The sequence below is a fragment of the Brevundimonas sp. GCM10030266 genome (assembly GCF_042666595.1).
In the GTDB taxonomy this organism is placed as follows: domain Bacteria; phylum Pseudomonadota; class Alphaproteobacteria; order Caulobacterales; family Caulobacteraceae; genus Brevundimonas.
Genome location: NZ_JBHTCY010000003.1, coordinates 446,582 through 472,331, shown reverse-complemented (window position 1 = coordinate 472,331; position 25,750 = coordinate 446,582). Strand labels below are relative to the sequence as shown.

The following is a 25,750-nucleotide window of genomic DNA, read 5'->3' as shown; positions in this document are numbered from 1 at the left end:
CGAACCCGGGCGCCGCGGCGTTCCGCCCCTGAATTTGACGACCATGCATCGAGCCCCCCCGGCGCCGACGAGCGGGCGGGGGCGGCCGATACGCGTCCGATCGCCCCTCAGCGGAAGTCGCGTGTCTTCACGCGGATGGCGTCGATCGAAAGGTCCGGAATGTAGATGTCCCGGGCCTTGTGGGGCCGGGGCGCGCCGCGGGCATCGGGCAGGCTGCCGTGATGCACCTCGTCGCCGCGCCCATGGGGCAGGGGAAAGGCCTCGCCGCGCTCGCCCAGCGAGCTGAGCAGATCGGAACCGTCGAACAGCCTGGTCGCCACGATATGGACGACCTCGCCTTCGCGCTGGACCTTGCCGTCCACGACCAGCAGGCTGGACGACAGGACCACCCGGCGCTGTTGTTCATAAAGGCTGGGCCAGATCACCAGATTGGCCACGCCGGTCTCGTCCTCGATCGTGATGAACATCACCCCCTTGGCGCTGCCCGGCTTCTGGCGCACCAGGACCAGGCCGGCGACCCGCGTCAGCCGACGATCGCGCATCGCCGTCGCCTCGGCGCAGGTCATCACATGACGGCGCTGGAGGTCGTCCCGCAGGAAGGCGACGGGATGGTCCCGCAAGGTGAGACCGACATGGCTGTAATCCTCGATCACATCCCGGCCCGGCGTCATCGGCTTCAGTCCCGCGACGGGCTCCAGCGCCTCGGGTCGGTGGACCGCCTCGCGCTCGTCGGCGGCGGCGAACAGGGGCAGGGGATCGTCCCGCAGGGCCTTGAGGGCCCACAGCGCCTCGCGCCGCTCGAGCCTCAGGCCGGGACGGAAGGCGTCGGCTTCGGCCAGCTTGACCAGGCTGGCCACCGGGATGTTCGCGCGCCGCCAAAGATCGTCGGGTGATGCGAACATCCGATCGTCCCGCGCGGCGACGAGACGCGCGGCGTCGCCGGTGGGCAGCCCCCGGACCATGCGCAGCCCCAGCCGGACGGCGAAGCCGCCGGCGGTCGGCTCCAGGGTGCAGTCCCACCGGCTGGCGTTGACGCAGACCGGACGGACCTCGACCCCGTGCTCGCGGGCGTCGCGGACGATCTGGGCCGGGGCGTAGAAGCCCATCGGCTGGGCGTTCAGCAGGGCGGCGCAGAAGACGTCGGGGTGATGGCATTTCAGCCAGGAGGAGGCGTAGGCGATCAGGGCGAAGGAGGCCGCATGGCTCTCGGGAAAGCCATAGGAGCCGAAGCCCTCCAGCTGGCTGAAGGTCTTGTCGGCGAACGCGGCCGTGTAGCCGCGCGCGACCATGCCGTTGATCAGCTTGTCCTTGAAATGGCTGACCCCGCCGGTGAATTTGAAGGTGGCCATGGCCCGCCGCAGCTGGTCGGCCTCGGAGGCGGTGAAGCCGGCGCATTCGATCGCCACCCGCATCGCCTGTTCCTGGAACAGGGGCACCCCGAGCGTCTTGCCCAGCACCTTTTCCAGTTCCGGCCTCGGATAGTCCACCGGCTCGCGGCCTTCGCGACGGCGAAGGTAGGGATGGACCATGTCGCCCTGGATCGGGCCCGGCCGAACGATCGCCACCTCGATGACCAGGTCATAGAAGGTGCGCGGCTTGATCCGGGGCAGCATGGCCATCTGCGCCCGGCTCTCGATCTGGAAGACCCCCAGGGTGTCCGCCTTGCGGATCATCGCATAGGTCTTCGGATCCTCCGCCGGGATGGTCGCCAGATCGAGCCGGATGTCCTTATGCTCGGCGAGCAGGTCGAAGCCGCGCTTCATGCAGCTCAGCATGCCCAGGGCGAGCACATCGACCTTCATGAACTTCAGGGCGTCGATGTCGTCCTTGTCCCATTCGATGACCTGCCGGTCCGCCATCGCGGCCGGCTCGATGGGGACCAGGTCGTCCAGTCGGTCATGGGTGAGGACGAAGCCGCCCGGGTGCTGGCTGAGATGGCGCGGGACGCCGATCAGCTGCCGCGACAGGTCCAGGGCGAGCCGAAGCCGACGGTCCTCCAGGTTCAGGTTCAATTCTTCGGCGTGCCGGTCCTCCACCCCCTCGCTCGAATAGCTCCAGACCTGGGAGGACAGGGTCTTGATCAGGTCCTCGCTGAGCCCCAGCGCCTTGCCGACATCCCTCAGGGCGCCGCGCGACCGGTAGCGGATCACGGTCGAGCACAGGGCGGCGTGATTGCGGCCATAGGTGTCGAAGATCCACTGCATGACGATCTCGCGCCGTTCGTGCTCGAAGTCGACGTCGATGTCCGGCGGCTCCTTGCGCTCCTGGCTGACGAACCGTTCGAACAGCAGGTCATTGCGCTCCGGATCGATGGAAGTGATCCCCAGGACATAGCAGACGGCGGAGTTGGCGGCCGAACCCCGGCCCTGGCACAGGATGTCCCGACCGCGGGCGAAGCGGACGATGGAATTGACCGTCAGGAAATAGGGCGCATAGGCCAGTTCCCCGATCAGGCGCAGCTCGTGCTCCAGCGTCTTGCGCACCTTGTCGGGCAGCCCCTCGGGATAGCGCGCCTTCGCGCCCTCCCAGGTCAGATGGTCCAGCGCCTGTTGCGGTGTCATACCGGGCAGGCTCGCTTCCTCCGGATATTGATAGGCCAGCTCGTCCAGCGAGAACCGGCACCGGTCCGCGATCTCGACCGTGCGGGCGAGCGCCTCGGGGAAACGCGGAAACAGCCGATGCATCTCCCGGGCGCGTTTCAGGTGACGGTCGGCCGAGCGCTCGCGCCGGAACCCGACGCCGTCGATGGTGCAGCCCTCACGGATGCAGGTGACGACGTCCTGCAGGATGCGCCGGTCCGGGTGGTGGAACAGGACGTCGTTGGTGACGACCGTCTTCACCTCCGCCGCGTCAGCCAGGACGGACAGGGCGTGCAGCCGCATCTGGTCGCGTGGACGCCGGTGCAGGGTCAACGCCAGATAGGCGTTCGGCCCGAAGATCGACCGCAGCCGGTCAAGGCGCCGACCGGTGACCGCGTCCGCATCCTCCGGGACGAGGACGGCGATGAGGCCTTCGGCATGATCCTCCACATCGTCCCACCCGAGGAGGCATCGGGCCTTGCCGCCGCGCCGCTTGCCCAGCGACAGGAGCCGGCACAGCCGCGAATAGGCCGGCCGGTCGGTGGGATAGACGAGGACATGGGCGCCGTCGGTGAGGACCAATCGGCACCCGATGATCAGCCGGACACCCGTGACCCTGGCGGCCTCATGGGCGCGAACAACGCCGGCGAGGCTGTTGCGGTCGGTGATGGCGAGGGCCTCGATCCCGCAGACCGCCGCCTGGCTGAACAACTCCTCGCAGGAACTGGCGCCCCTGAGGAAGGAGAAATGCGAGGCGCACTGAAGCTCGACATAGCGGGGCTTAGCCATGGTTCGGCTCGCGCAGCGTGCGGAAGGTCACCGAATAGCGAAGCGCCGTCAGGGGCGCGATGCTGTGCTCCCAGTCCCATCGGATCGGCCCGTCCAGCAGATAGGCGGACCCCGGCGGCAGGTCGATCGCGTGACGCGCCCAAGTCTCACCCTGACGCCGCCGGAACCGCATCCGACAGGGGGCGCCGAAGGACAGGCCGATCACCTTGCCGTACTGGGGACGATCCCGATGCCAGCCGATGCCCGCGCCCGGACGATACTCGGTGACGAGGGCCTGGGCGATATCGCCGGCGTCCAGGCCCGCGAACCGGGCGGCGCGATCAGCGAGCTCGCGCAGGACGTCGGGCAGGGGCGCGGCCGGCTCCAGTCGACCGCGCGTGAAATCGTAGCGAGAGCCGAAGGAGACGACCCGGCGGGCGCCTTCCCAGCCGTGGAATTCAAAGGGGGCGAAGGGGAGGGCGGCCACGGCGGCGATCAGGTCCGCATGTTCCGTCCCGGATAGAAGGCCCGGGTCAAGCTTGAGGCCTTCAGGCAAAACCGGAGCGCCGAACAGATCAGTCTGGGTCATGGCTGCGCAACGTCCCCGGGACGCGAACGTTGGCCAGACGCATGCGGATCGCGACCTACAATGTGAACGGCGTTCGTGGGCGGCTGGACGTGCTGCTGCGTTGGCTGGAGATGCGGCAGCCGGACGTCGTCTGCCTCCAGGAGCTCAAGGCCCCGCAGGCGGCCTTTCCGGCGGCGGCCCTGGAGAAGGCCGGCTATGGCGCGGTCTGGCACGGTCAGGCGCGCTGGAACGGCGTGGCCATCCTGTCGCGCGGCGACACCCCCATCGAGACCCGGCGCGGCCTCGCCGGCGAACCGGACGACGCCCAGAGCCGCTATATCGAGGCGGCGGTGAAGGGGGTGATCGTCGGCTGTCTTTACCTGCCCAACGGCAATCCCGCGCCCGGGCCGAAGTTCGATTACAAGCTGCGCTGGTTCGAACGCCTGATGGCCCGCGCCCGGGTGCTGCTGGACAGCGAGGCGCCCGTCGTCCTGGCCGGCGACTACAACGTCATGCCGACCGACCTGGACGTCTATGCGCCCGAGCGCTGGCGGGACGACGCCCTGTTCCGCACCGAGGTGCGCGAGGCTTATGCCCGATTGCTGGACCAGGGCTGGTGCGATGCGCTGCGCGCCCTGCATCCGGACGAGGTCCTCTACACCTTCTGGGATTACTTCAGGAACCGCTACGCCCGGAACAGCGGGCTGCGGATCGACCATCTGCTGCTGAGCCCGCCGCTTCAGCCGCGCCTGCGCCGCGCGGAAGTGGATCGCGAGGTTCGCGGCTGGGAGAAGACCAGCGACCATGCGCCGGTCTGGATCGATCTGGCCGACCGGACGGTTCGCCGCAGGACGAAACCCTGAGCGCCGCCTGCGGTTGATCTGGGAGCCACCCCTTCGAGGACCTCGCTCATGAACATCTCCGACTTCGCCGGCACGACGCCCGAATACCGGCCCGAGACCTTCCTCAGCGCCCGGCTGGAGGGCTGGGGCGTCCTGGAGCGGATCACCGGCGGGCTGCAGCAGCGGTTCACCGTCCAGGCGCACGGCCATTTCGACGGCGCGGAACTGGCCTTCACGGAAACCTGGACCTTCGACGACGGCCATGTCGACACCCTCAACTGGCGCATCCGTCCGGTCGGCGACGGTCGATACGTCGGTCAGGAGGACCGGCTGGACGGGCAGGCCGAAGGCGATCAGGCCGGCTGCGCCTTCCATTGGCGCTACAGCCGCGACGTGCCGCAGAAGGACGGGTCGTCGACGACCCTGAACTTCAACGACTGGTTCTACCGGATCGATGAGACGGCCGTGATGGTGAAGGGAACAGCCGGTCGCATGGGCGTCCCGTTCGCGACCGCCCATGTTCTTTACCGCCGCCTGGACAGCTGACCGGCTCATCCGAATTTCCCATGGATGAACCAGGTCTGCGGACCGGTTCGCGCATCCTCGCCGTCGCCGGCGCGGAAAAGCCAGTACCGGTCGCCGGCGTCATCCTCGACCTGGAAATAGTCGCGGACAGCCCACATTTCGGCGTCGCTTCGACCCCATTCGCCATAGATGCGCTCCGGCCCGTCCGCGCGCCGTATCCGACGCCGGACGCCCCGCCAGGTGAACCAGGCCGGGGGAGTGTCGGGAAGCAGGGCCAGGGTCTCGACCGGCTCGGGCCGGCGGAACAGGCGAACCGGGCGGGGCCAGTCGCTGTTCCAGCCCTGCGGGCCGGGCGGCGCCAGAGGGGGCGTCCTGCGGACGGACCGCTCGGGCACGTCGCTCTCAACAGGCGCGACCCGGTAAAGGTCGGCGGCGGCCCGATTGACCAGCACATCGATGAGGCCCGAGACATCCGGGGCGTCCGGCCCGGTGAGGTCCGAGGCGCCCGGTCGCCAGTCGAGCGGCAGGGTCGAGGCGGCGGTCAGCGTCATCCGTTCGATGCCGAAGCCCGGGGCGATGGTCCCGATCCGGTCGCGCAGCAGCCGGGTCAGCCGGACCCGGTCGCGGACCGGTCGGGCCAGGCCGACGCGCACGGCCTCGATGCGGTTGTCCACCCGGTGACAAAGCCAGTCGAGCCGACGCGCCCCCAGGCCGGCCCGCTCCAGCCGGGCGCTGAGGTCCTCGACCAGAAGGCCGGCGTAGCGCTCCAGCGTTTCGGGGGCGCCGATGGGTTCGGCGAATATCCGCTCCGCGCGCGGGGCCTCCGCTTCGACGACCGGCGTGATCGGCTCGAACACCCGGCCGTAGGCCTGGTCCAGGCGCCGTCCCGGCTCCGGGCCGAACCGCAGGGTCAGCGGCGCGCGCGGCCTCTGTTCAAGGTCCAGGAGGGTTTCGAATCCCATGCGACGCAGCGCCTCGATCAGGGTCGGCTCAAGGCGCAGGGCCGCCAGCGGCAGGGGCCCGAGCGCCCGGCCCACGTCGCCTTCGTCAAGGACGGCCCGCTCCGGCCCGAACCGGGCCAGGGCCCAGGCAGCGCCATAGGTCGGCGCGATCGCGGCGCGGGCCGTCACGCCCACAGCCCCCAGGCGCGTCTCAAGGTCGGACAGCAGATCGTGCTCGCCGCCCTTCAGATGGGCGGCCCCGGTGGCGTCAATCGCCAGCCCGTCGGGCCCGTCGGCGGCGCAGACGGGGGCGTAGTGTTTCAGCGCCCACAGGGCGAGCCGCTCCAGCGCGTCGGCGTCACCGACCGGATCGGCGTCAAGGACGGTCAGATCCGGCACGAGGGCGTGCGCCTGCGTCGCCGCCATGCCGGGGCGCAGGCCCAGGGCGCGCGCCGCCGGACCGCAGGCGGTCAGGATGCGACGCCGACGGTCTCGTCCCACGAGGACCAGGGGGCGGTCAGGCGGCGGCGCGGCGTCGCCCAGTCGCCGACGCCATCGATCGATCGGCCAGTTCGGCAGGTAGAGCGAGACGACCCTTTTCATCACAGGCTTCCAGGGAGAAATCGGCGCAGTCGCCCGAGCGACAGCGGATCAGTTCGACAAACCAGCGCGGCCGGCCGACGCCGGGCGCGGGCAGGGGGGAGGAGGGCAGGGGCGATATGCGCCAGCGGGTCGTCGCCGCGGTCGGCTGGCCGAAGTCCGCCGCCTCGGTCGCCCGTCGCCATCGGCGCACCGCCAGGGCCGTGACGCCGGAGGCTTCCGCCGCCAGTTGCAGGCGCCGGGAGGCCGTCATCGACAGTCGGGCGACCTCGGCCACGACGGCGCCGAGCCCGCCATGCCTCAGTCCCTCCTCGAAGCAGGCCAGCAGGCTCTTCTCATCCCCCGCCTCCAGATAGATCAGTCGGTCCGTTTCGAGGCCGACCTGCTGGAGCGCCGGGGCGAACAGGTCGGGCTGGGTGACGCACCACAGGACCGGGCCGTCCAGTCGGGCCGCGACGCCGGCGGCGAACAGCGCCGCCGCCGCGCCGTCGACGGCGCCATCGCCGCCGCCCGCCACTTCGTGAAGGGCGCCGAGCGGCAGGCCGCCGAGGGGCAGGGCGGCGTCCATGGCCGCCACGCCGAAGGGCAGGACGCCGGACGGGCGGCGGCCGTCCGCCTCGAGACTGGATCCGGGCGCGCAGGGCGGTGAGCTCGGCGGTGGGCCGGGTGGTCATGGCGGCCTCCTTTCCGAGGTCTAATGTTCTTTTTTTGTTCTGGTTCTCATTTCAGTCGAGAGTCAACGGGGCGCCGACCTGCCGCTCGGGGAATCGCTGTGAATCCTTTGGCGAGGTTTCGCGTTTGGACAGTCGAGGAGCCCCGCATGCCCGAAGCTGAGCAACACCGTTTTTATGCCTGGGCCGACGATGTCGGTCGCGCCCACGGTCATGTGCTCGAGGCGCCAAGCTTCGAGGCCGCGGCCGTCGGTTACATCGAACTGTATGCGCCGCCCGTCACGGTCGACGAGGATCTGCGCATCTTCGTCACCGACCTGGAAGGCGGCGGGGAGCACTGCTTCACCATCGATCTTGGGGACGGCCGGGTGGACGCCTGCGACTGATCTCGCCGGAGCGAATCACTTTCGCGCGTGTTGATCCGAGTCTGAGCGGGACCGTGCGGGTCTCGCGTGGAGGCTCTGACGATGGCTTATCGGCCCACCTGGCAAGGACATTTGCGCCTGTCCCTCGTGACCTGCCCGGTCGCCCTTTATACGGCGACGAGCTCGGGTGGCGACGTCCACTTCAACCTGATCAATCCGGAGACCAACAACCGGATCAAGATGGTGACGACCGATCCCGAGACGGGTCCGGTCGAGCGGTCCTCCCTGGTCAAGGGCTATGCGGTCGCGAAGGACGAATACATCCTGCTGACCGATGAGGAGATCAAATCGGTCAAGCTGGAAAGCACCAAGACTATCGACATCGAGCGGTTCGTCCCGGCCGATGAGATCGACCGTCTCTATTGGGACAATCCCTATTATCTGGCCCCCGTCGGCGGCATCGCGGAGGAGGCGTTCGGAGTGATCCGCGAAGCCATGCGATCCGAGGGCAAGATCGCCCTGGGCCGGGTCGTCCTCTCGACGCGGGAGCGCCTGCTGGCGCTGGAGCCGCGGGATCAGGGCATACTGGCCTATTCGCTGCGCACGCGCGGCGAGGTGCGGGCCGCCGGGGATGTCTTCGGCGCCATCTCGGACAGGCCGCCGGACGCCGCGATGATCGACATCGCCCGACGCATCATCGAACAGCAGTCCGGCCCGTTCGACCCGGACCAGTTCATTGACCGTTACGAGGAGGCGCTCAAGGCGCTGATCGCGTCCAAACAGAAGGGTCACAAGGCCGTGCGCGCCGAGGAGCCCGAAGACACCCAGGCCGGCGATCTCATGGCGGCCCTGCGCGCGAGCCTGCAGGGGACCGCCCCGCGCGCCAGGCGCAGCAGCGCGCGGACCGCGGCGCCGGCCAAGCCGGCCCGCGCGTCCCCGCGGCGGCGCGCCGGCTAGGTGCGGCGATCGCCCTTGTCGCCATGGCCCGGTCTGGACTCCGTCTTCGCCTGGCGTTTCTGGTCCTGCGCCGACGCCTTGCCCACGTCGACCTGTTCGGTGAACTGGCCGTCGTCGTCGCGTCGCGTGTAGCGCTTGTCGCCCGGCGTCGGTTCGATGAGTTCGCGTTTGGACATCTCGGTCTCCTTCTTCCGGTGAAGGAATCTGTCCTGTGCGATCCGGTTCCGTCTCCCGCCAGCGGCCGCAGGATGGCGCGATCATCACGATCGGCGGGCGCCCGCCACGCCCGCGAAACGCGCTTGAAAAGACGCGCAGGGCGCAAACCGGATACGCACCGAGAGTCCGATAAGCGACTGAGGAACGGACGTTTCGACCCCCTGTTGTTCACATCCGGCGACTGGCCTCGCTCGGCGCGTACGTCGGCGACATCACCAGGCCGACGCACGGTCGAGACCGACGACCCTCGTCTCAACCTGTCGAACAGAGAGATGTTTTCATGACTGACCTGCCCGTCCGCGAACTCGAAATGGGCCAGCTCGCCCTCGCGCTCGTCATCGAGGACTTCCGCCGGCGCGTGGCGCGTCAGGAAACTACAGAGACGGAGGTCGCGGCCGTGATGGAGGCGGCGCTGGCCCACTTCCCGCCGGAGTTTGAGCCGGATATCCGGCGGTTTCTGGCGACCGCGCGGGCAGATCGGACGGCGGCGGTCCGCAAGGGCTGACGGCGGGCCGGCGGCTTGCGACGCTGAAGCCCGCGCGCCGGCGTGCGCGCGGCCTGCATAGGCTACGCAGAGCCGGCCGTGGGTCCGACCGGGTTCTCGGGTCTCTGGTGTACGATGTCAGACCGGGCCCCCTCGTCGTGCAGGGTTGGCGCCATCGTAGCAGACCGTTCGCGCCCAGCTCCTGCGAGTGGAAGCTGAAGGTCCCGCCTGTGACCGATAATGGACAGTATGAGCCATCAGCGTCCTCCCGCATTCGAAACGTTCGAACTGGAGAGCTGTTTTGAAACTGGAACTCGCGGTGCGTCGACGCTCCACGCCACAGGATGAGCGCGCTCTCCGGACGCTCGCTCTGGCGGCGGTTGATCTCACCGGCGGCGTGGCGCTGGTGGCCTGCGGCGAGATTACGCTTGATTGCAAGGCGACCGATGTAAGGCCGGCTCTGGCCCGGCTGCGTCGGCTGGGATTCGAGCAACTGCTGGATGTCGATATTCGACCCATCCGGGACGACGTCCTCGTCGTCTATCACCTTCTGTCCATATCCCGGGGGGCGCGCCTGCGGGTTCGCACCAGGCTTGGCGAGCAGGTCCTGCCGGAGGTCGCCGACATCTATGCCTCGGCCCTGGGTCTGGAGACGCTGGCCGTCGCACTCTGGCAAATCGAAACCGGTCGGGCCCGTCGTCCGGACGCGGGCGCCGCGCGATGAGCCCCGGTGACATCGAGAGCGCCGCCGAGGCGGCGCGCGCCCGCGCGGCGTTCGACGACAACGGCTTCACCATTAACTTCGGCCCGCAACATCCCGCCGCCCACGGCGTCCTGCGGCTTGTGCTCGAACTGCAGGGGGAGGTGGTCGAACGCGTGGATCCACACATCGGCCTGCTGCATCGCGGGACAGAGAAACTGATGGAGGCGAGAACCTATATCCAGAACATCCCGTATTTCGACCGGCTCGATTATGTCGCGCCCATCAGCCAGGAACACGGGTTCTGCCTCGCCATCGAACGCCTGCTTCGCATTGAGGCGCCCTGGCGCGCGCAGCTGATCCGCGTCCTTTACCTCGAGATCAGCCGCATTCTGTCGCATCTGCTGAACATCACCACCCAGGCGATGGACGTGGGCGCGCTGACGCCGCCGCTCTGGGGGTTCGAGGAACGGGAAAAGCTCATGGTCTTCTATGAGCGGGCCTCCGGGTCGCGTCTTCACGCGAACTACGTGCGACCCGGCGGCGTGCGCCAGGATCTGCCGGAGGATCTGCTGGACGACCTGGGCCATTGGTGCCGTGCGTTTCCACAGACCCTCAAGGACCTCGAAGCCCTGTTCATCGAGAACCGGATCTTCAAGCAACGCAATGTCGATATCGGGGTGGTGTCGAAGCAGGACGCCCTGGCCTGGGGCTTTTCCGGTGTCATGTTGCGCGGGTCGGATGTGGCGTGGGACCTGCGGAAGTCGCAACCCTATGAGTGTTACGCGGACCTGGAGTTCGACATTGCGGTCGGCAAGAACGGCGACTGTTGGGACCGCTGTCTCTGCAGGATCGAGGAGATGCGCCAGTCGGTCCGCATCATGGAACAATGCCTGGATCGACTCCGCAAATGCCGCGGAGAGCCGGTCCTGGTCCAGGACAACAAGATCGCCCCTCCCCGACGGGGCGAAATGAAACGGTCGATGGAAGCGCTTATCCATCACTTCAAGCTTTTCACCGAGGGCTTCAAAACCCCGGCTGGGGAGGCCTATGCGGCCGTGGAGGCGCCCAAGGGCGAGTTCGGCGTCTATCTGGTCTCGGACGGCACAAACCTGCCCTATCGCTGCAAGGTGTCGGCGCCCGGCTTCCGGCACCTGCAGGCGATGGACCTGCTCACGCGCGGACACATGCTGGCCGATGTGTCCGCGATCCTCGGATCGCTGGACATCGTATTCGGCGAAGTCGATCGATAGGGGCGCCCGTCAGGATCATGATTGAGGAGACCCGCCGAGTCGGGGCTGGTCAGACCGACTGACCGCGGGGATCACGCCCTCTCGCGTCAGCTCTGCAGCTCCGCAGTCCCGGCGCGGAGATCATCCCCACCGATGGGTCCCCGAACGCGCTGAGACAATGACCTGTGCGGCGGCGCTCCCCTCGCGTCATGCCCGTGAGCGCATCGTCGGGAGCCAGCAGGCTCATTCCGCCTGAAGGGTCGCGCGCTCGGCGCCCTGTTCGGCCAGGAGGCGCATGGGCTTGCCTCGGACCCATACACGTTCGACCTCGATCGCGCTCCAGCCGACGGGAAGGATAATCGGGCGGCTCGGCCAGTCAGAGACCTCGCCGGGTCGGATCACGAGACCGGTCAGCCCCATCAGCAGACCCAGGAGCATGCCGCCCATGTTGGCGAAGAACGGACCGGCCGCGACCTCACTGTCGGGGTGATCCGGGCGGTATTCGAGACATTGATGAAAACGGCCGTGATCGTAACGAACATACCCCTCGTGGAACAGCTTCAGGGCGAGGGACGGGTCCCCCGCCATGGCGGCCCAGGTGGTGTAGAGCGCCGGAAACATCGGAGCGCCGACATACTCGTCCCAATGCTTCAGATAGAAGTCCAGTGTGGCTCGGCGGACGGCTTCGGACGCCGGATAGTCATAGGGGAAGAAGCCGGCAAGCGGAGAGGGTGTTGCGCCCTTGGGCTCGCTGACCTTGAAGCCCTCGTGCGCCGCGATGACCCGGTCGGCGCGGATCGGAAGGTACAGGGCCTCGGCGACGGCGGACCATTCGTCTGGGGCGTCGCGGCCCGTCTGCTGGGCCGCACGGATGGCGCAGCGAAGGACTTCGATGGCGGCCATGACCGTGAAGGCGTCATTGTCTGGCGGCTCCGGCACTTCGGCGGGGCCTGTCGAACGAAGGAACTCGTACCCTCGTGGAGTGGGCGTGACCCGGCTGATCACCTAATCGGCAACCCCAGACAGGACGGGCCAAGCCTTCTCGTCGAGGAAGGTCTCATCTCCCGTGGCGTCGGCATAATGGGCGAAGGCGCGCGCGGTGTGCAGGGAGCCGTGATCCTCATGGGCGGCGCCGTCGCCCGCGCCCGGCGAAGCTTCCTGGCCGGAGAGCGGCGCCGCTTCCCAGGGGAACTGCAAGCCGGCTCGGCCCGAGAGTTTGGCGATACCCCGGGCGGCGTCGAGGTGGCGCGTGCGGAACTCCAGCATGGCCAGCGCGGCGTCGGGCTGGAGCAGGACGAGCGGCGGGACGCAGAAGGCGTCGATGTCCCACATCACATGGCCGAAATAGTAGTTGTAGTCGTGCCAGGTCGCCAAACCAAAGATGGAGGTGGCCGCGGGCGTGGCCGGGTGGGACGAACTGGTCAGGTAGAACAGCGCGGCGTCAACGAGCGCCTGGTGCTCGGGCGCGGCGCCGTGGATGACGATGCGGCCTTTCCAAAGGTCGGCCCAGAGGGCGCGGTTGCGGCGACGGAGTTCGTCGAAGCCGGTGGACCGGCCGCGGGCGACGCGGCGGGCCGCTTCCTCATCGGGGCGGTCGTGAAGGACGGACGGGACGATCGCGACCGTCTGGCGCAGGCGGATCGGCCGCCCGGCGCGGGCGCGGACCTTGAACTCGCTCACGAGCGGACCGGCATGGTCCCATCGGGTCCGGGTCGGTGCGCCCGGCGCGTCCTCACCCAGAAGCTCCGTGGCGACCGCGTAGCCACACTGGCTGAGACCGCCGTCCGTTTCCCAAAGAAGGGCGCCGTCGCAGACCGGTTCGGGCTCGCCAGGCGTGTCTGTTCGACGGCGCGCGACGCGCCCCCGAACCCCGGCGGTCTCGACCATGGCGCGCACGGCCAGATCGCATGCGGCGTCCACCTCGATCCTGACCTCCTGCTGGACGAGGGAGGCGGCGTCCCGGTTGGCGAAGGTGACGACCGAGATTTCGGCCACCCGGCCGCCGGCGGTGAAGCGAAAGGCGGAGGTCAGCTCCGCGGTGAAGAAGTCGTAGCTCTGCACGAGGTGCGAGACGGTGAACGGCTGGTCACTCAGCCAGACGCCGTTCAGGGCGATGTCGCCCGCGAGCGGATAGGGCGACGGAGCGGCGGCCTCGATCCGACGCTCGACGTGTTCGCCCACCACGCCGCTCACCAGGGTCATCCCCGCCTGGAGCGGCTGTTCCCGCACACGCAGTCCGATGAGCCCATTGCTGACATAAGCAGGCAGATCCCCGTTGCGAGGGCCTCGAGCCGGAGGAGGACTGATCGGGACGGACATGGGTGCCTCAGCCCGTGTGACGGTCGAACTCTTCGGCGTAGCGCCCGGTCAGCCTGGTCTGATGCTCGCCCTTCTCCCTGAGCTTCGGGAACCAGCCGGACTCTTCCTCGAACATGTGAGTCAGGACCGCGCCCTTGATGTGTTCGAGGTTGTCCTTCCAGGCCTGGCTGGACGGCGCGATGGTCTCCAGTTCCGCCATCTGCATCTCGGCGGTCGTTTGTTCGGTGTAGGCATGGCCCGCGTGCGCCTTTTCGCCCGCCTGGGCGAGAGCGGGATAGAGGATGACCTCCTCCGCGAGCGAATGTCCGTTCAGGACGATCGCGAGGCGCTGCATCGCGGCGGGGCGCTCGGCGGCCTTCGCCGCCGCCTTGCAGTCGTCGAAGGCCTTTCGGATCAGGTCGTGGTGGCCGAGCATGAGGGGGAACCCGTCGTTCCGACCCGCCGCGGCACGGGCCTTTCGTGTGGCTTCCAGTCGATGCTTTTCGTCAGGGATGGGCTTAAGGGCGACGATGATCTTGTCGACAACGGACATGTCAGTCTCCGGTTGATCTGAATGGGGACGGTGAAGTGGCGCCTTCCGGTTCGGAGACTGTCGCCGTCCGGCGCGTATCGGCCGACCCCCAGCCGCCCGCCGCCGACCGCGCAAAGGGCCGCGCCGAAGGGGGCTCGGGCCAGGGCAGGGACGCGCAGAAGCGTGTGATCTCGGACAGATACACATCCGACTGCTCCAGGAAGCCCATGTGGTTGGCGCCGGGGACACGCAGCAGGTCTGCCCGCGGCGCCGTTGCGGCGATATGCTCGCTGGCCTCAATCCTGGTCACGAGGTCGATCTCGCCGCCGATGACCCGCACGGGACAGTTTGCTCCGGCGAGGGCGCCGTCCGCATCCCAGTCCATCATGGCCCGGATGCCGAGCGCCTGAACGCCGGGGGGATTGCGGGTCGCCAGCCAGGTCACATGCTCCAGCTGATCGCGCGTCGCCTCCGCCCCGAAGCCGAGCCGATTGGCGAGATGGGCCGACCCGCTGAGATAGCTCTGCCAGGCGCTCAGCCAGGCGAGGGGCTGTAGCGCCGCGGTCAGCGCCAGGCCCGCCTTGACGAGGGGGCGTAGCATTCGAACGACGCCGCCGAGCACCATGGTGCGGGAAGGGTCTGTGTAGGTGGTGTTCAGAAGTATAACGCCCGCGATCTCCCGGCCGAACATGTCCGGATGCTCACGGGCGAGGGTCTGGATCGTCATGCCCCCGATGCTGTGGCCGATGAGGACGATGGGCTCGCCCTGCGAGACCACCAGTCCCCGAAGCTCCTCCGCGAACAGATCGAGGTCAGGACGCCCGCGTTTCGGGAGCCGCGACAACCCCAGCCCGGGCAGGTCCCAGGTCACCAGACGAAAACGGCCCCGCAGCTCGGCCTTGAGTCCGCGCCAGATCGTGCTGTCCAGGCCCCATCCGTGGACCAGAAGCAGCGTCCGTCCCTCGCCCTCTTGCTCGACATACAACGTCGAGCCGGCGGCTCCGTCGAGGGTCCTTCCAGAACCGCGCACCGCGCGGATGGGCCGTCCGCCAGGGCGTGTTGTCAGCCAGACCACGGGGAAACGCCCGAGGACAGACCAGGCGAGGAGGGCGCTTCCTGTCCAGACGCGCCAGGGCTCGCGATCGCGGATCACGTCGCCATCAGCCGTGACCGACGCCGTCCCGGCGTATCCGCTCCAGAGAAGATAAAGCGCCGCAAACAGGACCAGCCATGACAGCAGGGCGAAAAGAACGCGCGGGATGGACAAAAAGGGCATGGCGGCTTCCCTGGACGACGAATCCTAACCCTGCCCGGGAGCCAGACGTTGCGTCGGGTTCAGGACTCTTGGAGCCCCTGGGATCGACACAGTCGAAAACGGCGCCCCCGAAAGCGGCCAGATCGGTTCCGTCACGGAGAGAGCGGCGCATCCCGGTCGGGTTCGTCCCCCGCAGGGACGGGGGCCGCAGCGGACCTATTGTTGTCGATTTGCGGCGACGGTCCTCACGGCGAGTGTCTGATCCGGGACACTCGGAACGTTTGCTGATCCGCAGGATTGGAGGCGACAGCGCCTAGAGGTTCCATGACCATCGATTTGTCCCGTCAGCACCGACTGCAGAGTCGCTTCGCTTGGCAACGACGTCGCGTCGCGAGAAACGGGCTGGTGAACCCGAACGACGTTGCGCAGCGTCCCGTCAACCGGGTCAACCTGGCGGCGCGGACCCGGGAGCAAGACCAGTGAGGGCGCCCCGGCGGTCGCCGGCCTTCAATACAGCCGTCGTTCTGGGCCTTGTCGTCGCATTCATCATCGGTTCAGTCCTGCTCTGGCGCTGGTGGTCGGTTGAGGCGATGTCCGCCGCAGACAATGGACCGCCAGATCCGACGGCCCTGTGGGCCTTTGTCGTGATTGGCGGGCCCGCTCTGCTTCTGGTCGCCCTCGCCGTTGCGAGGCTACGGTCAGGCAGGGCCTCTCGCCGGCAGGATCCGGAGACGCCTTCGGACGATCCTTCGCGGGGAATGTAGTCACCGCCGCCCTTCCAGGCGCCCGCCTGGCGCCATGCGCTGCAGAACGGCGCCTAGGCGGGCGAAGTGCGGCCGCCGATGCGGTCTCTTAAGCCCTCTTGAACCGCAGGGGGCTGCGGATGTTTAAGGCTGCAACGGTGCAATTTCCGGAGCGACACGTCGAAGATGACCCCGCCCTCTGCAGATGGATCTCACCAGGCGGAACGAGACGCGGAACGCATTGCCGAGGAGGTGCTGAGCCGAACACGCTCCACCGACCCCTTCGTTTCGGCCGTACGCGCGACGCGGATGCCGATGATCATCACCGATCCGAAGCAGGCGGATAACCCGGTCATCTTCGCGAATGACTCCTTCTGCAGACTGACCGGTTACGCGCGCTCGGAAATTCTCGGCCGCAACTGTCGTTTCCTGCAGGGGCCCGAAACCGACCCCGAAACCGTTCGGCGCATCCATGAGGCGGTCGCCGCAACCGAGCCCATCGAGATCGACATCCGCAACCACCGTAAGGACGGCAGTGCGTTCTGGAACCGGTTGCTGCTGGCGCCCGTGTTCGATGCGGACGGGGTGCTCGCCTATTTCTTCGCGAGCCAGCTGGACGTCACGCTTGAGCGGGAGCGACTGGAGAATCTGCAATCCGACAACGCGGCCCTCAACGCCGAGCTCTCGGCCCGGGTCCACGTCGATCGGGAGAGAGAGCGGGAACTGGACCTGGCCATGCTGGCCGGAGGACTCGGCGCCTGGAGCGTTGATGTGCAAACGCGAACCCTGGTCGCTTCGGACGCCTACAAGACGCTTATGGGATGGCCGGTCGACAAGGCGTTCACCTATGAGGACCGACAAAGCCTGATCCATCCGGAAGACCGGGACGCCGTCCGCGGCCAGAGCGACGCCACGATCAGCCAAGGCGCCGACTATCACATCACGCACCGGGTCATCACGCCCACCGGAGCGACCCGCTGGATGGAGGCCCGCGGGATCCTGATCCATGACGCCCACGGTGCGCCCATACGGATCGCGGGTGTAACCACCGACATCACCGAGCGCGTTCGCGCCGAACGCCTGCGATCCGCGCTCATGGCGCTGGCGGATGCGGTTCGCGACATCGAAGATCCCGACGAGCTCACCCACGCCGCCTGCGGCATCACGGCCAAGGCGCTGGAAATTGACCGGGTCGGGTTTGGGGTGATCGACCGTCCAACCGAGACCATCACCATCCGACGGGACTGGAACGCCCGAGGCGTCGCGAGCCTCGCCGGCGTTCTGCACTTCCGGGACTACGGCGACTACATCGACGATCTGAAACGCGGTGAGACCGTTGTTTTCGCCGATGCTCGCCTTGATCCCAGGACGCTGAACACAGTCGCCGCTCTGGAGGCCATCTCCGCGCTGGCCGTCGTGAACATCCCTTTGCAAGACCAGGGGGAGACGGCCGCCCTGTTCTACGCGAACCACGGCCGTCCGCGCGCGTGGCTCGACGACGAGCTGCAGTTCATGCGCGAGGTGGGAGAGCGGACCCTTGTCGCGCGCGAACGTCGCAGGGCGGAACGGCATCTGGCCCGCCTCGCGGAGTCGCTCGAACGCACGGTTGAACAAAGGACGGCCGAGCTTATGGCCAGCGAGGCCGCACTTCGTCAGGCCCAGAAGATGGAGGCGGTCGGCCAGCTCACCGGCGGGATCGCCCACGACTTCAACAACCTCCTGACCGCCATCTCCGGCAGTCTGGAGATGGTTGTGAAGAGATCGGCGGAGGGTCGAGCGGAAGATCTGTCCCGTTTCGTCGGCGTCGCCCGCGCCGCCACCGAGCGGGCGACGGCGCTCACCCACCGACTGCTGGCCTTCTCCCGCCGTCAGACCCTGGAGCCCAAACCCACGGATGTCGCGGCCTTGACGCGCGGCTTCGAAGAGCTCGTGCAAAGAACGGTGGGCCCGGCAATCAGGCTGGTGATGGTCGCGCCCCCGGAGCCATGGTTGGTGCTCATCGACCCCGGTCAGCTTGAGAACGCCGTGCTGAACCTGTGCATCAACGCGCGGGACGCCATGCCGGACGGTGGTGAGCTGAGGCTCCAGATCGACAATGTCACGATTGAAGACAGCGCCGTTCTCGGCCCGGACTGTGCGCTCGGCGACTATGTTCGGCTCTGCGTCGTCGACCAGGGCGTCGGGATGACGGAAGAGACGATCGCGCGTGCGTTCGATCCTTTCTTCACCACCAAGCCCCTCGGACAAGGGACCGGTCTGGGCCTGTCCATGATCTATGGCTTTGTCCGGCAATCCAGCGGCCAGGTTGGCATAACGTCCCGTCTTGGAGAAGGGACCACGGTCTGTATCCACCTTCCGCGCTATCGCGGACCGCTGGCGCCTTCGACCGGTCCGGCGGCGGAGGAGGACGCCCACCGCCACGCGGGCGAGGGAACGATCGTCGTCGTGGACGATGAGGCGCCCATCCGGATGTTGGCGGCCGAGGCCCTGACCGAGGCCGGCTACTCCGTGGTCACGGCGGAAGACGCGCGCTCCGGACTCGCTCTTCTCAGGGCGACGCCCTCTGTGAGGCTGCTGCTCACCGATGTCGGTCTTCCGGGCGGCATGAACGGTCGACAGCTCGCTGACGCCGCCCGGGAAACCCACCCGGGGTTGAAGGTGCTGTTCATTACCGGCTACGCCGAGAGCGCTGTGCTGAAGGGGGGCGATCCGGGGCCGGGAATGCACATCATGACCAAGCCTTTCGAACTGAAGGCGCTTGCGAGGCGGGCTTCGGTAATCCTTGAAGGCGATGCCCAGGCTGGAAGTACCGAGGGGGAGATTCAATCCTCCCACGAAGCGTCTTGAGGCTTCAGTGAAGGTATGGCTTCTGTCTGCTCGCATTGACCCCACTGGTTCTGGAAGACACCCATGCTGGCTCTTCTTATCGCCCTGGTCATCATGCCCGGCGCCGACGGCCCGGCCGGCGGTCCCTGGCGGGAACTGATCCGGTTCGAGCCGACTGCGGAGCGGCGCGATGGGGTGTCCTTGTGGTTGACCGACAGCGCCGTTCTCCCGGCTGACGCTTCCGCGCGTCGAGATGTCAGGGCCGCCCAGGAACTCTGGGTCATCCATGGCGCCACGGTGGGAGGACAGGCGTTCACAATCATTTCCAAGCGGTATGATTGCGACCGAGGCGATATCTTCACCGATGCGGTTTCGACCTACACCCGGGATGGCCGTCTGCTGGCGACGGTCGGCGCAAGGTCCGAGCCGGACTATCCCCAGACCCATTCCGCGGAGTTTGAGGCTTACCGCGCCGTGTGCATGTCGTCGCAGCGCGCGGCTCGGGGGGACCGCGTCGCGAGCACGCTGGAAGCGGTGCAAAGAGCCACCGGGCAGAGCGACCCGGCCGCCGCCGGCGCAATGCAGATGGACCTGGACTACGACGGGCTACCGGACACGGTCAGTCTGGCGATGAGACCGCACAGCTTGCGGCACGATCTGGAGATCGTGCTGGGAGCCCGCGCCAACCGGACGCTCAACATCGTCGTAGCCCAACAGCCCAGCAGGGGGCCGATCGTTCAACGGGCGCTGCGTCCTGTTGAACGGGATCGCTATGTGACGGCGTGCCGCGTCGTGGATGGACGCGATGTCGATCCCTGCCGGACCGACTATCCGCTGGTGCAGCGCGGCGTCGAGATCGTCGCGGACGGCCAGCTCTCCTATCTGGTCTGGCACGAGGCCGGTGAACCGCAGGTCGCACGGTTGCCCTAGAATGATTTCCACCGGGCGGAGACTGTCGGCTGCGTCCAGCGCCTCTTCTCGCAGCGGCGGTCCCCGCGGGGGCCGGTGTGGTCGGTTTTGCCCTACACACCTCAAGGCCGATGGAGATGAGCCTTGAACGCGACCGGTCTGCTGTGGGACGACGGGGTGCTGGTCTGCTTTTTCCTGTACGTCTTCGCCGGCGGATGGGTCGTGACGCTGCTCGGTTGGGGCGTATGCCTCTTCATCGGGATTGTCAGACGACGATGGCGCGCCGCCGCAGCCTTGGCCCTGCTCGGGCTTCTGCCCGCCCTTTATATTTCAGTGCTCGGTCTTCTCGCGCTGACCGTCCGGAATCCGCCACCTTCCGACCTGGCGACGATCACCGTTCTGGGTGGTATGGTTTTGGCGACCTCTGCATGCCCGGTCGCCGCCGCAGCGGCGGCAAGGCGGACGGCGCGTCGTTGAGGGCGCTGGCTGGAGACCAGGCTTCGCTCTGGCGCGCCTAAGTCTCGGAAATCTCAAGCACTCGGTATCCTGACCCCGGGAGCGGCGTCCTGCCAAGGCGGTCTTTGGATGAACGGCCACCGAAGGGGCAGGCAAAAACCGTCGCTCGTCTTCTCCGCGACGGCCCGGGGCCCAAACGCCCTCTCGCTGCCCTGCCCGCAGGAACCGTAATCGCAGCGAACGTGTTTTCCGTGCTCACAGAAGGGAGACACCCATGGCTACCGAACGCACTGTTGAACGCCCGGACGGCTCTATCGAACGCACCACGACCTCGGATCGCACCGTCGTCCGCGAACGTCGCGGCGGCGGCATGGGGGCCGTGGTCGCCCTGATTATCGGCCTGCTCGCCGTCATCGTAATCGGATACTTCTTGATGAACATGAGCCAGAGCGAGCGGATGGAGTCCAACGCGATCGCCGGCGCGGCGGAAAGCGTGGGTACGGCGGCGGAGAACGTCGGGGACGCCGCGCGCTCGGTCGCTCCGGCAGCCGAATAAAACGGCTCCGGTACAGCTGGCGAAGGCCGCCTCGCTCGCGGGGCGGCCTTTTCTTGTGGTGCGAGAGACGGCCTTCGAACCGTCGCGCCAGACGGCGCAGGCGCTGGCTTGGCGCTCCTGGGCAACGCCCAGTCTCGCACGGCGACCGTCGGCATGCCGTTCGGCGCCGCTCACGCCGGCTTTACCCGACCGAGCGCGTGTCATCGTCCGCGAGGGGGCCGGACGCAGATTGCTCGAGGACGGTCTGGATCGCCGAAAAGAGCCCGGCGGCCGTTATGGGCTTGCTGACGTGCCCGTCCGAGCCCGCGGCCTGACCGGCCGCGATGTGTTCCGGCATCGCGTTGGCCGAAAGCATAAGGGTCGGGACCCGCGACAGCGTCGCGGCTCGTTCATGCGCGCGGATCTCGCGAACTGCGGAGAAACCATCCAGCACCGGCATCTGGATGTCCATCAGGATCAGGTCAAACGTCTCGCGACGCGCCGCCTCCACGGCCAGGCTGCCGTCCTCGACGCAGATCACTTCGGCGCCCGCCTCTTCCAGGATCAGCTGGACCACACGACGGTTGGTGGGGTTGTCGTCTGCGACGAGGATCTTCAGGGGACGGTCGTCGCTTGCGGGGGCGGCGATCACCTCGTCTGCCTCCGCTGAGCCCACCGGTTCCGCCAACACGAGCGGCAGGTCGAGCCAGAAGGACGAGCCTTCTCCCGGCGCGCTTTGACAGTTCAGCTCGCCGCCCATGAGACCGGCCAGCTGACTCGAGATCGCCAGTCCCAGTCCCGTCCCGCCGAAGCGGCGGGTGATCGTATCATCGGCCTGCTCGAACCTCCGGAACAGGCGATCGCGCACCTCAGGTCCGAAACCAATGCCTGTGTCCGACACCAACAGGCGCAGCCGACTGCCGGGCTGGCGGGTCAAAGTGACCCGGACGGCTCCGGTGTCGGTGAACTTCACCGCGTTCGAAACGAGGTTGTGAGCGATCTGCTTGAAGCGGGTTACATCTCCCATGACGGAGCGTTCGAGGTCCGGGCCAATGTCCATGGTCAAGGACAATCCCTTTTCCGAGGCCTTGAGCCCGGCGACAGCCACGACGTTCTCGATCGCGCTGCGCAGATCGAAAGGGGCCGATGCGATCGTCAGCGCGCCGGATTCGACGCGAGCGAGATCCAGGATGTCTTCCAGCAGATGCGCCAGCGTATCCGCGCAGCCGCGAACGACTTCAGCGAGTTCCTTCTCGCGCGAGGGCAGACTCGCCTTGCAGAGCATATCGGCCATGGCCAAAACGCCGTTCAGCGGCGTGCGGATTTCGTGGCTCATGTTGGCCAGGAAGGCGCTCTTGGCCGCACTCGCTGCTTCCGCGGCGGCCTTGGCGTCGGCCAGTTCCTCGGTGCGGGCGGCCAGATCGAACTCACGGGCCTTGAGCGCCGTGATGTCGACCGCCACAGCGATCAGGCCTCCATCGGCCAGCCGACGGTCCTCGAAACGATACCACCGTCCGTTCGCAAGCTTCTGTATACGCGAGCCGTCGCCCGACGATCGCGCTGACAAGCGCGCTTCGAGCCAGTCAGCCTCCCGCCCCACAGCGTCCGGATGTCGGCCTTGCAGGAGATCGTGTTCAAGCAATTGGCGGTAGGGCATCCCGGTGCGGAGCGGGCTGGCGTCGCCCTCGGCGCCCCCGGCAGCCGCATATTCTGAGTTCCAGATCACCAGGCGATCGTCAGCATCGTAGAAGGCGAGGCCGGCGGGCATCCCGTCCAACGCCGCCTTCAGATAGTTCAGGGACCTCGCCTTCTCGGCGTTGGCCCGCCTCACCCGGCCGACAGCGTCCCGCAGGCGTCGATCGCGTCGCACTTCATCCGAGACGTCGCGGGACATGGCCAACAGGCGCACCACCTGACCCACCTCATCGCGGATCGGGGAAACGACCGTGTCCCACCAGCGGGGGCGCCCTTTCGCGGTCGGGCAGTAGGCCCGGAACCGGCCCACACCGCCTTCCCGCGCCAGTTCCAGCGCCGTTCGCATTGCTGGCCGAGACTGTTCCGGCCACAGATCGGTCCAGAGCTTTCGATGGTTTTGGGCGAAGGCGTCGATCTCCAGCAGTCGGAGGCCATGGGCGTTCATGAACTCGACTGTTCCATCGAGTTCGAGGATGCGCATGACGTCCGGACTGGCTTCCGCTACGGCAGCGAAATAATTCTCGTTTAACCCCGACATCCCTGATGCCCTCCCGGTGCAAGGATAGCCAGTATTTGCAAAGACTTGCTGAATTCCGGCGCGGGACAGGCCGTCCGGCGCCAAGGCAGCAGCGTCACCGACCCTTCGCCGCCCGGCGTTCGGATGCGTCGCATCTCAGGGGAGAGCGCTTGCGTTTCGCGACGAGATCAGCTTTCCCCCGCAAATGGGAAAATATGATCCGCTCTGCGTCTATCTCCGCCGGCAGAAGGCGGACGCGGTCGATCTCAGCTTTCGAGACATCGAACGGAAGCTTGGCGCCTTTTTGCCGAAGGCGGCCCTTGGGGACAGCTGGTGGCGACCGGGCGGTGGGGTTCAGACGCAAGCGTGGACAGAGGCCGGCTTTGAAGCTGCGCCGGCTTTGAAGACGGAGAGGGTCCTGTTCACGCGCAGGATCGCTCGGCCCGCGTCGCCAGACCAGCTTCCCTGAGAGTCGGGCAGCGCCGCGACGCATGGGCACGCAGGCTCAGCGGCTTGCTCCACACTATCGGCCCCGGATCGATCGGGCGCTCCGCCCGGCACATCGCCGCGGCTCCCGCGCAGCCAGAGGCCTTGCCGGCCCGGCGACAGCTTCCCGTCGCCCGACCTTCGCGGGCGCACCGTCGACCTCGTTCAAAACCGACGCGGCGGCGCGAACGTATGACTGCAAACTGACCGCGCGGCGACCGTGACCGCGAGCCAGGATTTTCACTGTCCGGGCATCCCGGCCGTGGGCCCTCCTGCATCACAGTCGGCGAAACGGTCACCGGAGCATCAAGCGAGGTGCCAGCACGGCTCTGAACCGAGCCTTGCGGAACGATTTAATATCGTCTGCATTCCCGGCCCATCCCAACCCTTGATGCAGCGAGGCCTGAGGACCTCCTCGCTGGTTTGACTTGGAAACCGGACAATGACCAACAGGCTTCTGCAGGCGCTGAACGAGATTGATCGCGCCCGCATTATCCCCTTGCTCGAACACCGGGAGTTCGAGGTCGGGCAGGTGCTGGTTGAGCAGGAGAAGGACCTGACCGTAGTCGCCTTCCCCGTGACCGCACAGTTCACCCACGAATTCCATGGTCCCGGGGACGTCTATGTCGAGACCGGATGGGTTGGCTGCGAGGGCGTGACGGCGCCCCTGCCGTTGCTGGCCGAGGCGCCCTCGCCCTGGCGTATCACCACACGATTGGCGGGATCCGCCTGGTGTATCGACGCCGGGAGGTTGAGGTTGATTGTCAAGCAGAGCGTCAGCCTTCGGGAGGGGCTTGCGAAGCTCGCGCTCTACTACAACGCCCAGGACAGTCTATCCACGGCGTGCGCCGCAGCGCATCCGGTCCTGAGCCGGGTGGCGCGCTGGGCGCTGATGGCTTCGGATCACACCGGGACGACCGAGATTCCGGTGACCCAGGAGGAGATCGCACGTCTTCTCTCATCCCAACGGACGTCGGTGGTCGAAGCCTTCAGCAAGCTGCGGGATATCGGCGCGACGAAGACCATGAGGGGAAGGGTGGTGATCGTGGACCGGACGCGCCTGAGGGAGGCGGCCTGCGCATGCTGCGACGAACTGGATCGATTGGCGCATATGTTGGACGTGCCGGTCGGCGGACTGCGTCGTCCTGACCGAGCGCTGCCGTGGTTCGGATAGAGCACAGCCGTCGACTTTGGCCGCCAATGGGGACGGCGTGACCCGGACCGTGGTGTCCCGCGGGACCTCACCTTACGCCGAGCGCGCGGTCAATCGGACGACCCGTCCGACGACGCGAAACATCCGTTTGCTCCGGGAAGGCTGAGCTTCGAGCGGAAACTGAGACTCTCGGATACCGGGTCAGACCTTGGCGCCCAGGAGACGGACGACAGTGGCGAACATCCGCGACGCGTTTTCGTCATCCAGATTGTCGACGTCCACACCCTGGGTCACGGCGTCAATCCGGGTGACGATATCACTGCACACAGTTTCCGCCCGCGGGGCAGTGTCGATGACCCAGTCGGCGATCGCTGAAATCGCCGCGAGGGCTTCCTGCCCAGACATCTGACTGTCCTGAAGGCGGGCGACGGCGGCGATCTCGGCGATCTCACGCAGGGCTCGCCGACAGGTGACGGGATCGGAATTGTCCATTTGGCTCCAACCCGACAGCTTCGCACGGGTTCAACGTCCGCACTCGAGACTTTCGGTGATTGCCGGAAGATCCGGTCACGCCGACGCAAACGCTCCCAAACGGGGAGAACCGGGCGCGGCGACCCGCGTTCAGACCCTGTTGCTGGAGCCCCCCCATGTCCCTGTCCCGTCTCGCCGCTGCCGTGGGCGGCATTCTTCTGTCGAAAAGCGGTCGTCGCCTGGCCGGACGCCACGCCGGCAAGCTGGCGCTCGCGACCCTGGCCTGGGAGCTGTACCAGTCCCGCCGCAAGCGCGGGCGCGCCCTGCCGCCGCAGCCGCGAGGCCAGCAGGCTCGGCTCCCAAAGCCGGGCCGCTGGAGCGGTCGGACGCCGGGGAAGCGATAATCCGGCGTCGACGGACCTGAGC

General features: G+C 67.4%; 24 protein-coding genes. 13 read left to right on the top strand and 11 right to left on the bottom strand.

Going from position 1 to position 25,750, the window contains the following annotated elements; translation table 11 throughout:
- Window positions 1–107 precede the first annotated feature (107 nt).
- Window positions 108–3,368, bottom strand: a complete 3,261-nt coding sequence (locus ACFQQC_RS11980) for an error-prone DNA polymerase (protein WP_376862623.1) — start codon at window positions 3,366–3,368, stop codon at window positions 108–110.
- On the bottom strand, window positions 3,361–3,936 hold the full coding sequence (locus ACFQQC_RS11975; protein WP_376862622.1) for an alpha-ketoglutarate-dependent dioxygenase AlkB: 576 nt from the start codon (window positions 3,934–3,936) through the stop codon (window positions 3,361–3,363). The genes ACFQQC_RS11980 and ACFQQC_RS11975 overlap by 8 nt, the downstream gene beginning before the upstream one ends.
- A 29-nt stretch (window positions 3,937–3,965) precedes the next feature.
- Here ACFQQC_RS11975 and xth point away from each other — a divergent pair, with 29 nt between their 5' ends.
- Both xth and ACFQQC_RS11965 read left to right on the top strand, forming a co-directional pair.
- Complete coding sequence (xth, locus tag ACFQQC_RS11970) at window positions 3,966–4,778, top strand: exodeoxyribonuclease III (RefSeq protein ID WP_376862621.1); 813 nt, start codon at window positions 3,966–3,968, stop codon at window positions 4,776–4,778.
- Between the two features lie 48 nt (window positions 4,779–4,826).
- Entirely contained in the window at window positions 4,827–5,303 is a 477-nt protein-coding gene (locus tag ACFQQC_RS11965) for a DUF3833 family protein (protein WP_376862620.1), read from the top strand.
- Between the two features lie 5 nt (window positions 5,304–5,308).
- Here the strand turns inward: ACFQQC_RS11965 and ACFQQC_RS11960 are convergent, their stop codons facing one another.
- Entirely contained in the window at window positions 5,309–6,826 is a 1,518-nt protein-coding gene (locus tag ACFQQC_RS11960) for a Y-family DNA polymerase (RefSeq protein WP_376862619.1), read from the bottom strand.
- A complete protein-coding gene (locus ACFQQC_RS11955) occupies window positions 6,741–7,391 on the bottom strand; it encodes an ImuA family protein (protein WP_376862618.1) in 651 nt (216 codons plus the stop codon). The genes ACFQQC_RS11960 and ACFQQC_RS11955 overlap by 86 nt, the downstream gene beginning before the upstream one ends.
- A gap of 252 nt (window positions 7,392–7,643) precedes the next feature.
- On the opposite strand from ACFQQC_RS11955, the gene ACFQQC_RS11950 reads away from it, so the two are divergent.
- Both ACFQQC_RS11950 and ACFQQC_RS11945 read left to right on the top strand, forming a co-directional pair.
- Window positions 7,644–7,880: a DUF5961 family protein gene (locus tag ACFQQC_RS11950; protein WP_376862617.1), complete on the top strand. Its 237-nt coding sequence runs from the start codon at window positions 7,644–7,646 to the stop codon at window positions 7,878–7,880.
- 81 nt (window positions 7,881–7,961) lie between these two features.
- A complete protein-coding gene (locus ACFQQC_RS11945) occupies window positions 7,962–8,816 on the top strand; it encodes a Ku protein (RefSeq protein WP_376862616.1) in 855 nt (284 codons plus the stop codon).
- On the opposite strand, the gene ACFQQC_RS11940 is transcribed toward ACFQQC_RS11945, so the two are convergent.
- On the bottom strand, window positions 8,813–8,992 hold the full coding sequence (locus tag ACFQQC_RS11940) for a hypothetical protein (RefSeq protein ID WP_376862615.1): 180 nt from the start codon (window positions 8,990–8,992) through the stop codon (window positions 8,813–8,815). The genes ACFQQC_RS11945 and ACFQQC_RS11940 overlap by 4 nt on opposite strands.
- A 320-nt stretch (window positions 8,993–9,312) precedes the next feature.
- Here ACFQQC_RS11940 and ACFQQC_RS11935 point away from each other — a divergent pair, with 320 nt between their 5' ends.
- The 3 genes from ACFQQC_RS11935 to ACFQQC_RS11925 all read left to right on the top strand — a co-directional run bounded on the left by ACFQQC_RS11935 (window position 9,313) and on the right by ACFQQC_RS11925 (window position 11,469).
- Window positions 9,313–9,537 (top strand): hypothetical protein, encoded by a 225-nt coding sequence (locus tag ACFQQC_RS11935; protein ID WP_376862614.1) that lies wholly within the window; start codon window positions 9,313–9,315, stop codon window positions 9,535–9,537.
- Between the two features lie 280 nt (window positions 9,538–9,817).
- The gene (locus ACFQQC_RS11930; RefSeq protein ID WP_376862613.1) at window positions 9,818–10,240 is read left to right on the top strand and encodes an NADH-quinone oxidoreductase subunit C; all 423 of its coding nucleotides are present in this window, start codon (window positions 9,818–9,820) and stop codon (window positions 10,238–10,240) included.
- Window positions 10,237–11,469: an NADH-quinone oxidoreductase subunit D gene (locus ACFQQC_RS11925; protein WP_376862612.1), complete on the top strand. Its 1,233-nt coding sequence runs from the start codon at window positions 10,237–10,239 to the stop codon at window positions 11,467–11,469. The genes ACFQQC_RS11930 and ACFQQC_RS11925 overlap by 4 nt, the downstream gene beginning before the upstream one ends.
- Before the next feature lie 222 nt (window positions 11,470–11,691).
- On the opposite strand, the gene ACFQQC_RS11920 is transcribed toward ACFQQC_RS11925, so the two are convergent.
- From ACFQQC_RS11920 to ACFQQC_RS11905, 4 genes are all read right to left on the bottom strand, one after another.
- Window positions 11,692–12,387, bottom strand: a complete 696-nt coding sequence (locus tag ACFQQC_RS11920; protein WP_376862611.1) for a hypothetical protein — start codon at window positions 12,385–12,387, stop codon at window positions 11,692–11,694.
- A 66-nt stretch (window positions 12,388–12,453) separates the two neighbouring features.
- On the bottom strand, window positions 12,454–13,767 hold the full coding sequence (locus ACFQQC_RS11915) for a hypothetical protein (protein ID WP_376862610.1): 1,314 nt from the start codon (window positions 13,765–13,767) through the stop codon (window positions 12,454–12,456).
- Between the two features lie 7 nt (window positions 13,768–13,774).
- Window positions 13,775–14,299 carry a hemerythrin domain-containing protein gene (locus ACFQQC_RS11910; protein WP_376862609.1) on the bottom strand — a complete coding sequence of 175 codons (525 nt, stop codon included), beginning with the start codon at window positions 14,297–14,299 and terminating at the stop codon, window positions 13,775–13,777.
- Between the two features lies 1 nt (window position 14,300).
- Window positions 14,301–15,554 (bottom strand): alpha/beta fold hydrolase, encoded by a 1,254-nt coding sequence (locus ACFQQC_RS11905; protein ID WP_376862608.1) that lies wholly within the window; start codon window positions 15,552–15,554, stop codon window positions 14,301–14,303.
- 908 nt (window positions 15,555–16,462) lie between these two features.
- Between ACFQQC_RS11905 and ACFQQC_RS11900 the strand changes: the two genes are divergently transcribed.
- From ACFQQC_RS11900 to ACFQQC_RS11885, 4 genes are all read left to right on the top strand, one after another.
- Window positions 16,463–19,123 (top strand): PAS domain-containing protein, encoded by a 2,661-nt coding sequence (locus ACFQQC_RS11900; RefSeq protein ID WP_376862607.1) that lies wholly within the window; start codon window positions 16,463–16,465, stop codon window positions 19,121–19,123.
- 63 nt (window positions 19,124–19,186) lie between these two features.
- The gene (locus ACFQQC_RS11895; RefSeq protein WP_376862606.1) at window positions 19,187–20,032 is read left to right on the top strand and encodes a hypothetical protein; all 846 of its coding nucleotides are present in this window, start codon (window positions 19,187–19,189) and stop codon (window positions 20,030–20,032) included.
- A gap of 123 nt (window positions 20,033–20,155) precedes the next feature.
- Window positions 20,156–20,488: a hypothetical protein gene (locus ACFQQC_RS11890; protein WP_376862605.1), complete on the top strand. Its 333-nt coding sequence runs from the start codon at window positions 20,156–20,158 to the stop codon at window positions 20,486–20,488.
- Between the two features lie 253 nt (window positions 20,489–20,741).
- Complete coding sequence (locus ACFQQC_RS11885) at window positions 20,742–21,023, top strand: hypothetical protein (RefSeq protein ID WP_376862604.1); 282 nt, start codon at window positions 20,742–20,744, stop codon at window positions 21,021–21,023.
- A gap of 181 nt (window positions 21,024–21,204) precedes the next feature.
- Here ACFQQC_RS11885 and ACFQQC_RS11880 read toward each other — a convergent pair whose 3' ends face one another.
- Window positions 21,205–23,235, bottom strand: coding sequence for an ATP-binding protein (locus ACFQQC_RS11880; protein WP_376862603.1), 2,031 nt, complete (start codon window positions 23,233–23,235; stop codon window positions 21,205–21,207).
- Window positions 23,236–24,142: 907 nt separating this feature from the next.
- Between ACFQQC_RS11880 and ACFQQC_RS11875 the strand changes: the two genes are divergently transcribed.
- Window positions 24,143–24,874 carry a Crp/Fnr family transcriptional regulator gene (locus ACFQQC_RS11875; protein ID WP_376862602.1) on the top strand — a complete coding sequence of 244 codons (732 nt, stop codon included), beginning with the start codon at window positions 24,143–24,145 and terminating at the stop codon, window positions 24,872–24,874.
- Between the two features lie 180 nt (window positions 24,875–25,054).
- Here the strand turns inward: ACFQQC_RS11875 and ACFQQC_RS11870 are convergent, their stop codons facing one another.
- Window positions 25,055–25,345 (bottom strand): hypothetical protein, encoded by a 291-nt coding sequence (locus tag ACFQQC_RS11870; RefSeq protein ID WP_376862601.1) that lies wholly within the window; start codon window positions 25,343–25,345, stop codon window positions 25,055–25,057.
- Between the two features lie 155 nt (window positions 25,346–25,500).
- Here ACFQQC_RS11870 and ACFQQC_RS11865 point away from each other — a divergent pair, with 155 nt between their 5' ends.
- Entirely contained in the window at window positions 25,501–25,728 is a 228-nt protein-coding gene (locus ACFQQC_RS11865; RefSeq protein WP_376862600.1) for a cysteine protease, read from the top strand.
- Window positions 25,729–25,750: the final 22 nt, after the last annotated feature.

Excerpts from the sequence above, each read along its gene's own strand:
- ACFQQC_RS11950 (WP_376862617.1), top strand. The coding sequence starts at position 7,644 with ATGCCCGAAGCTGAGCAACACCGTTTTTATGCCTGGGCCGACGATGTC.
- ACFQQC_RS11910 (WP_376862609.1), bottom strand. The coding sequence starts at position 14,299 with ATGTCCGTTGTCGACAAGATCATCGTCGCCCTTAAGCCCATCCCTGAC.
- ACFQQC_RS11960 (WP_376862619.1), bottom strand. The coding sequence starts at position 6,826 with ATGAAAAGGGTCGTCTCGCTCTACCTGCCGAACTGGCCGATCGATCGA.
- ACFQQC_RS11880 (WP_376862603.1), bottom strand. The coding sequence starts at position 23,235 with ATGTCGGGGTTAAACGAGAATTATTTCGCTGCCGTAGCGGAAGCCAGT.
- ACFQQC_RS11940 (WP_376862615.1), bottom strand. The coding sequence starts at position 8,992 with ATGTCCAAACGCGAACTCATCGAACCGACGCCGGGCGACAAGCGCTAC.
- ACFQQC_RS11915 (WP_376862610.1), bottom strand. The coding sequence starts at position 13,767 with ATGTCCGTCCCGATCAGTCCTCCTCCGGCTCGAGGCCCTCGCAACGGG.
- ACFQQC_RS11945 (WP_376862616.1), top strand. The coding sequence starts at position 7,962 with ATGGCTTATCGGCCCACCTGGCAAGGACATTTGCGCCTGTCCCTCGTG.
- ACFQQC_RS11900 (WP_376862607.1), top strand. The coding sequence starts at position 16,463 with ATGACCCCGCCCTCTGCAGATGGATCTCACCAGGCGGAACGAGACGCG.
- ACFQQC_RS11975 (WP_376862622.1), bottom strand. The coding sequence starts at position 3,936 with ATGACCCAGACTGATCTGTTCGGCGCTCCGGTTTTGCCTGAAGGCCTC.
- ACFQQC_RS11875 (WP_376862602.1), top strand. The coding sequence starts at position 24,143 with ATGACCAACAGGCTTCTGCAGGCGCTGAACGAGATTGATCGCGCCCGC.
- ACFQQC_RS11925 (WP_376862612.1), top strand. The coding sequence starts at position 10,237 with ATGAGCCCCGGTGACATCGAGAGCGCCGCCGAGGCGGCGCGCGCCCGC.
- ACFQQC_RS11865 (WP_376862600.1), top strand. The coding sequence starts at position 25,501 with ATGTCCCTGTCCCGTCTCGCCGCTGCCGTGGGCGGCATTCTTCTGTCG.
- ACFQQC_RS11955 (WP_376862618.1), bottom strand. The coding sequence starts at position 7,391 with ATGGACGCCGCCCTGCCCCTCGGCGGCCTGCCGCTCGGCGCCCTTCAC.
- ACFQQC_RS11870 (WP_376862601.1), bottom strand. The coding sequence starts at position 25,345 with ATGGACAATTCCGATCCCGTCACCTGTCGGCGAGCCCTGCGTGAGATC.
- ACFQQC_RS11965 (WP_376862620.1), top strand. The coding sequence starts at position 4,827 with ATGAACATCTCCGACTTCGCCGGCACGACGCCCGAATACCGGCCCGAG.
- ACFQQC_RS11905 (WP_376862608.1), bottom strand. The coding sequence starts at position 15,554 with ATGCCCTTTTTGTCCATCCCGCGCGTTCTTTTCGCCCTGCTGTCATGG.
- ACFQQC_RS11980 (WP_376862623.1), bottom strand. The coding sequence starts at position 3,368 with ATGGCTAAGCCCCGCTATGTCGAGCTTCAGTGCGCCTCGCATTTCTCC.
- ACFQQC_RS11885 (WP_376862604.1), top strand. The coding sequence starts at position 20,742 with ATGGCTACCGAACGCACTGTTGAACGCCCGGACGGCTCTATCGAACGC.
- ACFQQC_RS11935 (WP_376862614.1), top strand. The coding sequence starts at position 9,313 with ATGACTGACCTGCCCGTCCGCGAACTCGAAATGGGCCAGCTCGCCCTC.
- ACFQQC_RS11895 (WP_376862606.1), top strand. The coding sequence starts at position 19,187 with ATGCTGGCTCTTCTTATCGCCCTGGTCATCATGCCCGGCGCCGACGGC.